This is a genomic window from Citrobacter sp. CK180, assembly GCF_030333655.1.
GTDB classification, from domain to species: Bacteria; Pseudomonadota; Gammaproteobacteria; order Enterobacterales; family Enterobacteriaceae; genus Citrobacter_B; species Citrobacter_B koseri.
On record NZ_JAOWFM010000051.1, the window covers coordinates 132,230 to 143,122 of the forward strand.

The 10,893-nt window shown below is 53.5% G+C and carries 9 protein-coding genes; 1 reads left to right on the forward strand and 8 read right to left on the reverse strand.

Features of this window, described 5'->3' with window-relative positions:
- Window positions 1–120 precede the first annotated feature (120 nt).
- Window positions 121–210, forward strand: coding sequence for an LpxT activity modulator PmrR (gene pmrR / locus OGV50_RS13240; protein ID WP_052194426.1), 90 nt, complete (start codon window positions 121–123; stop codon window positions 208–210).
- On the opposite strand, the gene pmrB is transcribed toward pmrR, so the two are convergent.
- The 8 genes from pmrB to OGV50_RS13280 form a co-directional block, all read right to left on the reverse strand.
- Window positions 204–1,289: a two-component system sensor histidine kinase PmrB gene (pmrB, locus tag OGV50_RS13245; RefSeq protein ID WP_286488584.1), complete on the reverse strand. Its 1,086-nt coding sequence runs from the start codon at window positions 1,287–1,289 to the stop codon at window positions 204–206. The genes pmrR and pmrB overlap by 7 nt on opposite strands.
- Complete coding sequence (gene pmrA, locus OGV50_RS13250; RefSeq protein ID WP_200091078.1) at window positions 1,290–1,958, reverse strand: two-component system response regulator PmrA; 669 nt, start codon at window positions 1,956–1,958, stop codon at window positions 1,290–1,292. It abuts the gene before it with no gap.
- Window positions 1,955–3,598 carry a phosphoethanolamine transferase EptA gene (eptA, locus tag OGV50_RS13255; protein WP_200091080.1) on the reverse strand — a complete coding sequence of 548 codons (1,644 nt, stop codon included), beginning with the start codon at window positions 3,596–3,598 and terminating at the stop codon, window positions 1,955–1,957. Before eptA ends, pmrA begins: the two co-directional genes overlap by 4 nt.
- A gap of 198 nt (window positions 3,599–3,796) precedes the next feature.
- Complete coding sequence (gene fumA, locus OGV50_RS13260) at window positions 3,797–5,443, reverse strand: class I fumarate hydratase FumA (RefSeq protein WP_058668435.1); 1,647 nt, start codon at window positions 5,441–5,443, stop codon at window positions 3,797–3,799.
- An 86-nt stretch (window positions 5,444–5,529) separates the two neighbouring features.
- Window positions 5,530–6,870, reverse strand: coding sequence for an anaerobic C4-dicarboxylate transporter DcuB (gene dcuB / locus OGV50_RS13265; RefSeq protein WP_012134520.1), 1,341 nt, complete (start codon window positions 6,868–6,870; stop codon window positions 5,530–5,532).
- 597 nt (window positions 6,871–7,467) lie between these two features.
- A complete protein-coding gene (gene dcuR, locus OGV50_RS13270) occupies window positions 7,468–8,187 on the reverse strand; it encodes a two-component system response regulator DcuR (RefSeq protein WP_049011800.1) in 720 nt (239 codons plus the stop codon).
- Window positions 8,184–9,815: a sensor histidine kinase gene (locus tag OGV50_RS13275; protein WP_024130815.1), complete on the reverse strand. Its 1,632-nt coding sequence runs from the start codon at window positions 9,813–9,815 to the stop codon at window positions 8,184–8,186. Before OGV50_RS13275 ends, dcuR begins: the two co-directional genes overlap by 4 nt.
- A 109-nt stretch (window positions 9,816–9,924) precedes the next feature.
- Window positions 9,925–10,878 carry a nickel/cobalt transporter gene (locus tag OGV50_RS13280; RefSeq protein ID WP_049011927.1) on the reverse strand — a complete coding sequence of 318 codons (954 nt, stop codon included), beginning with the start codon at window positions 10,876–10,878 and terminating at the stop codon, window positions 9,925–9,927.
- Window positions 10,879–10,893 lie beyond the last annotated feature (15 nt).

Below are 10,893 nucleotides of genomic sequence, written 5' to 3' on the forward strand. Positions count from 1 at the left end.
ACCGCCTGATGGCGCTGCGCTTATCAGGCCTACAGACTGCGTTTATCAGGTCGACAAATCTTAATGTTCGCTTAATCTTCGTCAGGCATACTCTCCTCCAGACCATCGGAGGAGAGTGTGATGAAAACGCGAATGTATGAAAGTCTGACAACCCTGTTCAGTATGCTGATTGTCAGCAGTTTCCTGTATGTCTGGGTTACGACTTACTGATCTCTTTTCAACAGCACCCACGCGCGGGTTCCCGTCGTTCCCACACGGTTTTGCAAAAAGAATTGCCCGTGGTGCAACTGCGTGATGCGGGAGGCGATGCTCAATCCCAGCCCGATACCGCCATAGCGGCTGTCCATGCGGACAAACGCTTCACTTAACTCCCCGCATTTACTTTCATCAATTCCCGGCCCTTCGTCTTCGACGGCCATCATCGCGTCGCTTTCCGCATTATTGAGGATAATGGTGATGGTTGACCCTTTCGGACTGTAGCGGTGCGCATTTTCCACAAGATTACGCAACAGCATACGCAGTAGCGTGGCATCGCCGCGCACGGTGGCGTTTGCTGTGCTTTCCGGCAGTTGCAGCGTCTGCTGGCGTGTTTCCAGCATGGTGTTCAGTTCATCGTAAGAGGGCAGGATCACGTCATCCAGCAGCTTCACCGACTGGTAATTACCGGATGAGAACGACTGCCCTACACGCGCTAATTGCAGCAGTTGCGAAACGCTGTCCATCATTTGATCAAGACGCGCAATCAACGGCGTGACGTTAACGTTGTGCGCTTTTGCCAGCAGTTCCAGATGCAGACGCACACCCGCCAGCGGCGTGCGTAGCTCGTGGGCGACGTCGGCAGTGAACAGGCGTTCATTCTCCAGCGTCGTCGTCAGGCGAGTGACCAGTTGGTTAAGCGCCGAGACGACGGCTTCAATTTCAATCGTCGAGCTGTGAATATCGATGGGCGTCAGGTTATCGGCCGTGCGGGCTTCCAGCTCTTTTTGCAGGTCGGCAAGCGGGCGGGTGATGCGCCGGACGGCCTGATAGCAGATCAGCAGCGTCAGGCTGACCATAAACACGGCGGGAACGATCAGGCTGGCGACCGCTTCGCGAACCTCATGCCTGATGTGCCGATCGTTATTCCTGTCCTCCAGCAGCGCCTGCTCGAAAAGCTCAATCTGCTCGGTGCTCTCGTGCCATAGCCAGAAGGTGCTGATCAGTTGCAGCACCAGCAGGATAGAGCCAATGGTCAGCATCAGACGCTGACGAAGGGTCATCGGTCTGTGCAGAAAACGCGTAAGGTTCACTTAGTTTTCCTCAACGGCAACCAGCATATAACCAAACCCGCGCACCGTGCGGATACGTGATTTCCCCACTTTGTCGCGCAGGTTGTGAATATGCACTTCCAGGGTATTGGTTGACGGTTCGTTGTCCCAGTTATAGATGTCGTTATACAAGATTTCACGGTGTACCGGGCTGCCTGCTTTGAGCATCAGCCGCGACAGCAGCGCATACTCTTTGGGCGTTAAGATAAGCTCTTGCCCGGCCAGCCACACCTGACGACGCCCCAGATTCAGCATCAGATTGCCGACGGTCAATTCGCTTTCACCCTGATTGTGATGACGACGCAGCAGCGCGCGAATACGCGCATGTAACTCCTCCAGCGCAAACGGCTTTACCAGATAATCATCCGCCCCGACATCCAGCCCGGTGATGCGGTCGTTGAGCGTGTCGCGGGCGGTGAGGATCAATACCGGAAGGGTGTATTTTTTCTGTCTTATTCGCGTCAGAAAATGCAGACCGTCCTCATCAGGCAACCCAAGATCCAGCACGACCAGGCTGTAATGCCCTGTTTCCAGACAGTGTTCCGCCGCCCGGGCGGTAGAAACGCCGTCGCAGGCGTAACCCTCCGTTTGTGCAGCAATTATCAGTCCCTGTAATAACAGCGTATCGTCTTCAACAATCAGAATTTTCATTCAGTTAGCCTCCTGCAAGGTTGCAGAATATCGTCTGCGGCCTGGTAGTTCCTGGTCTGTACGCCCGTTAATCCGAGCATGGTTGAGAAAAGGTTGTCCTGCGAGAAATCCTCCTGGGCTGCCCGCTTTTGCAAACATGTCAGGTCTGTCCGGTAACGTTTCTGATAATCCTCCGAGAGCCAGAGGAGCATCGGGATATGCTTTTGTGCATCCGGCGCAATGGCGTATGGCAGCCCATGCAAATAGACGCCATTTTCTCCTAAAGATTCACCGTGGTCGGAAAGATAGACCAGGCTGGTGGTGAATTTATCCTGATGCGCTTTTAATATATTGATTGCCTTATCAACAATATAGTCCACGTACAGCACGGTATTATCGTAAGTATTCACTAACTGTTGCTGCGAACAGGTCTGAATTTCATTGGTGTCGCAGGTCGGGGTAAATTGCGCAAACTGCGGCGGATAACGGTGATAATAGGTCGGGCCGTGGCTGCCGATGGTGTGCAGCACAATGACGCCGTCGCCCTGGAGTTTATCGATGTATTCCTCCAGCCCGTGAAAGAGCACTTCGTCGTAACATTCGCCGTTAATGCACTGACCCGGCAATTTCAGCGCGGTCATATCCTGATGCGGCACGCGATCGCAGGCGCCTTTACAGCCGCCGTCGTTATCGTTCCACAGCACGCTAACTCCGGCTCGCTGAATGATGTCCAGCAACCCTTCCTGATGGTGCGCCAGCCCTTCGTTGTAGTGTTTACGCGGCATACCGGAAAACATGCAGGGAACCGAGATCGCCGTTGCGGTGCCGCAGGAGGTGGTGTGCGGGAAGTAGACCACATTATCCTGCGCCAGACGCGGGTTGGTTTGCCGTGAATAGCCAGACAGCGAGAAGTTATCCCCACGCGAGGTTTCGCCGACGATCAGGATGGTCAGATTATGTCGTTTTTCTTTCAGCATCGCGGGATTGCGATGCGCATCTTCGCCAATGCGTACCAAAGGCAGGTTGGCGAGTTGCTCATGTGAATACCACGACCAACTGGCGACCATGCTGTTCGACGGGCTGAGAGACTTGATCAGCTCTTTGTTATTGCGAAAAAGCGAGGCGTAATCTTTGTAGAAGCAGGCGGCGACCAGCACGATCAGCAGAAGCGAAGCCAGCACGTTGAGGGCGCGATACGCGCCGCTGCGTAATGTCAGAGAGGTCGGTTTGATTTTGATGCTACAGGCGATTACCGCCGCCAGAAAGCCGCTTAATCCCAGCGTAAGCGCCATTTGCGGCGTGACCAGCGCGAACGTTTCTGCCGGTGTGGTATCCATCATGTTGGCGATCATGGAGCGGTCCATGACGATGCCGTAGGTCATGATGAAGTATTGCGCGGCGGCGCCCGTCAGAATAAAGAGGCAGGCCAGCGGGCGGTTAAGCCACAGGAACGACGCCAGCGTCAGCACGATATTGATGACGCTAAACGCGACAAGCGGCATGGATAAAAACACCAGCACGTTGTGCATTGAATCCAGCGGCAGGGCTTGCATCACCTGCTTGTAGAAAGCGATGTTCAGACAGACGGCGATGTAGAATGAAAGGAGTAACAGCCAGGTAATGTGTCCGAGGGTCGGTCTTTTTAAAACGCGCTTCAGCATTATGGTATGTCCATCAACTAAGTGCGCCGATCCTCGCAAAGCAACATTAAGCCAACCTTAAGTTTTTAAGGTTGTGGGGCGACCTGCGATCGTCGCCACAGGACTGATAAACGTAGCGCCATCGGGGGGTAAACGGCGTATCCGCCATGCTGTAAATAAAGGGAAAAACGGCCCGACAGGATCGCCGGGCCGGGCAGGTTATTTCGCGCAGTTTGCGCACTGTTTGCTGACAATCTGCTGGAAGAAATCGTTGCCTTTGTCATCCACCAGGATAAACGCCGGGAAGTCTTCCACTTCGATTTTCCAGATCGCTTCCATACCCAGTTCCGGGTACTCCACGCACTCCAGATGCTTGATACTCTGTTGCGCCAGCACCGCAGCCGGGCCGCCAATGCTGCCCAGATAGAAGCCGCCGTATTTGTGGCAGGCGTCGGTGACCTGCTGGCTACGGTTGCCTTTCGCCAGCATGATCATGCTGCCGCCGTGAGATTGCAGCAGGTCAACGTAGGAGTCCATGCGTCCTGCGGTGGTTGGCCCCAGGGAGCCGGACGGGTAGCCTGCTGGCGTTTTCGCCGGGCCTGCGTAGTAGATGGGGTGATCTTTAATGTACTGCGGCAGACCTTCGCCGGATTCGATGCGCTCTTTCAGCTTCGCATGGGCGATATCGCGACCGACGATGATGGTGCCGCTCAGCGACAGGCGGGTTGATACCGGGTACTGTGAAAGCTGGGCGAGGATCTCTTTCATCGGCCGGTTGAGGTCAACTTTCACCACTTCGCCTTCACCAGCCTGACGCAGGGATTCCGGGATGTACTGCGCGGGATTGTGCTCCAGTTTTTCGATCCAGATCCCTTCACGGTTGATTTTGGCTTTGATGTTGCGGTCAGCCGAGCAGGAGACGCCCATGCCGACCGGGCAGGACGCGCCGTGACGCGGCAGGCGGATTACCCGGATATCGTGCGCGAAGTATTTACCGCCAAACTGTGCGCCGAGGCCGAGCTTCTGCGCCTCTTCCAGCAGTTCCTGTTCCAGTTGAATATCGCGGAAGGCCTGGCCGTGTTCGTTACCTTCAGTCGGCAGACCGTCGTAATAATGCGTACTGGCCAGCTTCACGGTTTTCAGCGTGCTTTCCGCCGATGTCCCGCCAATCACAAACGCGATGTGGTATGGCGGGCAGGCTGCGGTGCCCAGGGTGCGCATTTTCTCAACGAGGAAGTTTTTCAGCTTGCCGGGCGTTAGCAGCGCTTTGGTTTCCTGATACAGATAGGTTTTGTTCGCCGAGCCGCCGCCTTTTGCCACGCAGAGGAACTTGTATTCATCGCCATCAACCGTGTAGAGGTCGATTTGCGCGGGCAGGTTGGTGCCGGTGTTGACCTCTTTGTACATATCCAGCGCGGCGTTCTGCGAATAGCGCAGGTTGTCTTCGATATAGGTGTTGAACACGCCTTTGGAGAGCGCGGCTTCATCGCCGCCGCCCGTCCAGACGCGCTGGCCCTTTTTACCGACGATAATCGCCGTGCCGGTATCCTGGCAGGTCGGCAGAACGCCTTTAGCGGCAATTTCGGAGTTGCGTAAAAATTGCAGCGCGACGTACTTATCGTTTTCGCTGGCTTCGGGGTCATGGAGAATGGAGGCGACTTGTTGCTGGTGCTCCGGGCGGAGCATAAAGGAGGCATCGTGGAAGGCTTGCTGGGCCAGGAGCGTCAGGGCCTGTGGCTCAACCTTCAGTATCGACTCTCCTTCAAATTCGCCAACGCTAACGTGATCGGAGGTCAGGAGATAATACTCCGTTTTGTCTTCCCCCATCGGGAAAGGCGCCTGATATATAAATTCTTTATTCGACATATGCTTCCAGCCTTTTTAATTATCCTGAATTATTTGAATTGTATAGATGGCGTGCCGCGCGATAACGGGCGGCACGCAAGGTGCTGTTACAGGAACCCGTACATGGCGGCGAAGATCCAGCCAAATACACAGGAGACGCTTACGCCAATCAAACCGGGCAGAATAAAGCTGTGGTTAATGACGAAGCGACCAATGTGGGTGGTGCCGGAACGGTCGAACTGAATCGCGGCCAGATCGCTCGGGTAGGTCGGCAGAATGTAGTAGCCATAGCACGCCGGTGCTGACGCCACGATGTAAGCCGGGTCTACGCCGATAGCCAGTGCCAACGGAACGATCGCCGCCAGCGCCGCCGCCTGGGAGTTTACAAACTTGGAGACCAGCAGCAGAACAATCGCATAGGCCCACGGATACTCTTTCACCATTTCGCCCAGCACGCTTTCGATTTCAGTCATGTGCGCGCCGAACATGGTTTCCGCCATCCAGGCAATACCGTACACCGCCACAATCGCGATCATACCTGAACGGAAGACTTCATTTTTTGAGATAGAAGCAGGATTGGTTTTTGTCAGGATGATAATCAGCGCACCGGTCAGCAGCATGAACATCTGAATGACCAGCACCATCGACAGCGGTTTGCCGCCGAAGACCGGACGCAGTTCAGAGAAAGCGCCTAACAGAGCGACAACGGCGATGGCCGACAGGAAGATCCACATGGCCAGCCAGTTGCTTTTCGGCAGTTTTTTATCCAGCAGCGTGGCGGTGTCGCCATACACGTAGTGGTAGTTTTCCGGGACGGAGATGAACTTCTGGAACTCTTCGTCTTTATCCAGATCTTTACCACGGAACCAGCTGAAAATACCGATAGCCAGGATACCCAGCAGGGTCGATGGAATGGTGATGGAAAGCAGGTCAAGGAACTCCAGATGCTTACCGTTAAAGGTGAAGTTACCCAGCATCGCGACCAGCGAAACGACCGCCACAGAAACCGGGCTGGCGATGATCCCCATCTGCGCGCCGATAGAACTGGCTGCCATAGGACGTTCCGGGCGAATATTGTTCTTAATCGCGACGTCGTAGATGATGGGCAGAATGGTGTACACCACATGGCCCGTACCGCACAGGATGGTCAGCGTGCAGGTTACAAACGGGGCGACGATGGAGACGTATTTGGGGTTGCGACGCAGCAGCTTCTCGGCAATCTGCAACATCACATCCAGGCCGCCGGAGGCCTGTAGCGTGGCGGAGGCGGCGACCACGGCGATGATCACCAGCATCACGTCGACGGGCGGTTTACCCGGCTGGAGGTGGAAAACAAAGACCAGAATGACCAGACCGATACCGCCTAATAAACCCAGCGCGATACCGCCTTTTCTGGCGCCATAAAACAAACACACTAATATTATGATAAGTTGTATACTAAATAACATTTATCTACCCTCGCGATAAACCTGTTTAATTTTTGATAAATAGATCACAGTCATGTTCTGTTTTTTGTGAATTGTCCTCAGAGCCTGACGAATATTCGCTTTGTCTGTATTGATGATTAATCTCTAAACATGAAATAAGAATTTTTCAGTAAATCATGAGTCATTCTTGGCTTCTGTTTATGGCGTATTCAGAGAACGAAGCTCCCTGGCGATGGGCTGGTTAACAAAGAAGAGCAGGGCAGGTTGTGTGTTTTTTATTCTATGTTACTGAATTTCAGGAACATATCGTCTGCTCACAAAAATAGCGTTATTTTAATTTTTTTTATGTGTCCGGTGAATCCCAGACTACTCCTTTATAGTTAAAAATACACACTCTACGAGTCACATAATACTTAATTAACTTTTGTTACCGTTTTTGAAATTAAAAACAACGTGACGCTTCTGAATAATAACCTGATGAATTAAAACATATTTGTGTTCATATTTGATCTGGCACAAATTCTCTATTTTTGAGGGTGTAACTTGTGCCTTTGTTATTTTTCATTATTGTAATAATTGTTACCTTTATATAACGCATAATGCGAAGCGGCTTCTTTTCTACTGGCAATATTGCTTAAGTAAAGAATAATGTTCGGCCTGAATACGATAACGGTAAACCGGTCTGCCGGTCACGCCATAATGGATGCTGGTAAACAGAATATGGCAATTGACCAGCCAGATAAGATATTTACGGCAGGAAACGCGGGAAATATTGACCTCATTCGCCAGCTCGTCAGTTGAAAATTCCTGGTCCTGGTGCGCATCGATCCACTGACACAGGGTGCGCAGCGTTTGCGGCGTCAGCCCTTTAGGCAGGCGTCGGGTATCTGGCTCATTGGATGAACTGCCGTGAATCAGCCGATCCAGCTCTGATTGTTCATAATACTGGTGTTTCTCCATCGCCGTTTTCTTTTGCAGCCAGCCGGTCAGCGCCTCTTCAAAGCGGGAAGCCTGAAACGGTTTGATCAAATAATCGACCACGCCGTAATGGAGCGAATCTTTGATGGTGGTGGCGTCGGCGGCGGAGGAGATAACGATGACGTCACATTTGCATCCGGCGCTGTGCAGGACGGGCAGCAGGTCCAGCCCGTTCTCCTTCTGCATGTAAATATCCAGTAAAATCAGATCAATATGGTTTTCGCCATCGAAGATAAACGCTTTTGCTTTCTCCAGCGTAGACGCGGTGCCGCAGCAGTGAAAGCCAGCGATCTGCGCAACATAGCGGCGGTTTAACTCTGCTACCATCGCATCGTCATCGACAATTAAAACATTGATCATATGCTGGTCCTCTCCCCGTCCCAGGGTATTTGAACAAAAAATTGTGTGAAGATCCCGGGTTCCGATTCGACGGTAATATTGCCGCCAATACTCTCAACTTGCTGTTTTACTATCGCCAGACCGACGCCACGCTCCGTTCCCTTTGACGAGACGCCTTTGTCAAAAATTTGCTCTATGCGTTCGGGGTCAATTCCCGGCCCGTCATCGTTGACTTCACAATGCAGCCAGCCATGCCGATAATGCAAGGATACGCTGATTTCACCGCCGGGTTGTTGACCTAGCGCCTCCAGCGCGTTTTCAATTAAATTGCCCAGAATGGTAATCAATACGGTGATTTGATCTTCATTACGGCTGTCCGGTAATCGACTTTCATTGCTAATCACCAGGCTGTGCCCTAAATCGGAGGTGCGATTAATCTTACTGAGCAAAAAGCCTGCGATAACGGGCGACTTTATTTTCCCCAACAGTGAGCCGATCTCTTCCTGATAGTTATTAGCCGTCTTAATAATATAATCTTCAAGCTGCTTATAACTCTTCAGATGCAATAATCCCAGAATGACATGTAATTTGTTCATAAATTCGTGGGATCGTTCACGGAGTGCATCCGCGTAGTTGACCATTCCGTCCAGACGCTGCATGAGCTGGCGGACTTCTGTTTTGTCCCTGAACGTGGAGATCGCGCCGATGATTTTTCCATTGCTGCGTACCGGAACGGTGTTGATAAGCAGCAGACGATCTTTAACGGTAATCTCTTCATCCCGGCGCGGCGTACCGTCGCGGAGCACGTCGTTCAGATTCACTACCTGCGACCAGGCGTGGCTAAGCGAGGATAAGTGCGCGTCATCCTGCGATTTGCGGTAATCGAGAAGTTCCTGCGCCGCCTGGTTGATTAACGTCACCTCGCCGCCGTCGTCAACGGCGACCACCCCCTCTTTGATGGATTGCAGCATCGCCTGGCGCTGCTCAAACAGCGTGGAAATTTCATACGGCTCCAGGCCGAACAGGATGCGTTTGAGCACCTTCACCAGCACGTAAGTGCCCAGCAATCCCACCAGTGCGCCGAACAGAATCGACCAGATGATGCTCCAGCGGCTGTTGTTGATCTGCTCCGTTACTCTGCTGAGTTCAAGGCCAATCGCCACGACGCCGATCTGCTGATGATTGTCGTCATAAATGGGCGTGAAAACCCGCAGCGCTTTGGCAAGAAAACCGCGATTGATGGCGACATTTTCATGCCCCTGTAGCGCCAGCAGGATGTCGTCGCCTTTAAACGGCTGGCCGATTCGCTGCGCTTCCGGGTGCGAATAGCGAATGCTTTTCATATCGGTAATTACGATAAATAACATATCGTTGCGTTTGCGAACCGCCTCGGCGATCGCCTGAATGCCGCTCTCTGTCGGCTTTTGCTTCATACGCTGGCGAATTTCCGGGGAGTCCGCCAGCGTACGGGCGACCGCCAGCGCTTTGTCTGCCAGCGCGTCGCGCGTCATGTGGCTGATCTGTGAGAAATAAATCAGATGGACGACGAGCAGCACGGAGAACAACACGGCGCTGACCATCAATATCACGGTCGTGCCGAGTTTCATCTGGCGTTTTCGTCCAGCGCGGCGTTGCAGAGAATGTTTCATCGCGATCCTGAGATTACACATTGTGTGGGTATTATCCCTGATGGGACGGGTAATTCAAAGGAGGTAGGGAAAGACAGGGGCATAAGCACGCTATCGCCCGGCAAACAGGTTAACACCCCGCCGCAATATAATCACCGTTCGCACTGATGGGGATCACCGTCAGAAACAGAATGAGGGCAAACAGTACCAGCGCCAGCCCGCCGATGATACGGATAACCGGCCCCAGCCAGCGCAGGGGGGCATGGTTCCCGGCAAACAGCGCCTGGGTCTGGTTGCGGGCGTAACGTACCGCCAGCGACAGCCCCATAATCGACAGCGCCGTGCCGAAGGACATGGTCATGACGGCGGCAATCCCCCAACTGACAATACCGAGCGCGTTGGAGAACAGTAAAATCATGATTGCCCCGCTACAGGGGCGGGCGCCTGTCGCCAGAATCACGCCGAGGCGTGTTTTCCAGTTGCCGTCGGTGAGTTCTGCGCCCACGCCGTGATGCCCGCAGCCACAGTGTTCGTCGTGGCTGTGCGGCTGGGAGAAACGCGAGAAAATGGGCTTTGGACGCAGGGTTTTTAGCGCCTGGTAGATGATAAATAGCCCGAACGCGCCAATCAGGACGGCGCTGATTTTCTCGACGTACCAGCGGCTGGTGCTGAGATCGCCGGCGGCCAGGTTGAAGCCGACCGCCAGAATAAACACGAACAGTATGGCGCTGACGCCCTGCATCAGGCTGCCAATAAAGGGCACGACCCGCGCGGCAAGCAGGCTCTCTTTCGTCGTGCTCAGCCAGGTGGTGACGATAAATTTCCCATGCCCCGGCCCAATCGCATGCAGTACGCCATAGAAGAACGCGCCGGTCAGCAGCCATAGCCCGCCGGTGTACTGGTGGTTATTGAGTTGCAGCAAATACATGACCAGATAGCGGTGCAGGGTGATCTGGGCGGCGAGACACCACTGGATAAACGCTTCCCAATGGCTGTGCACGGTGAAACCTGCCCACAGCAGCGTCAACATCAGAAGTCCTGCCAGCGGTAAACGCAGGGAGGGAAGCTGTTTTGGTGCGATCATGATTCCGCCTGGTAA

Bases quoted from the DNA above. Each gene is read 5' to 3' on its own strand.
- pmrR (WP_052194426.1), top strand. From the start codon at position 121: ATGAAAACGCGAATGTATGAAAGTCTGACAACCCTGTTCAGTATGCTG.
- pmrA (WP_200091078.1), bottom strand. From the start codon at position 1,958: ATGAAAATTCTGATTGTTGAAGACGATACGCTGTTATTACAGGGACTG.
- eptA (WP_200091080.1), bottom strand. From the start codon at position 3,598: ATGCTGAAGCGCGTTTTAAAAAGACCGACCCTCGGACACATTACCTGG.
- fumA (WP_058668435.1), bottom strand. From the start codon at position 5,443: ATGTCGAATAAAGAATTTATATATCAGGCGCCTTTCCCGATGGGGGAA.
- dcuB (WP_012134520.1), bottom strand. From the start codon at position 6,870: ATGTTATTTAGTATACAACTTATCATAATATTAGTGTGTTTGTTTTAT.
- dcuR (WP_049011800.1), bottom strand. From the start codon at position 8,187: ATGATCAATGTTTTAATTGTCGATGACGATGCGATGGTAGCAGAGTTA.
- OGV50_RS13275 (WP_024130815.1), bottom strand. From the start codon at position 9,815: ATGAAACATTCTCTGCAACGCCGCGCTGGACGAAAACGCCAGATGAAA.
- OGV50_RS13280 (WP_049011927.1), bottom strand. From the start codon at position 10,878: ATGATCGCACCAAAACAGCTTCCCTCCCTGCGTTTACCGCTGGCAGGA.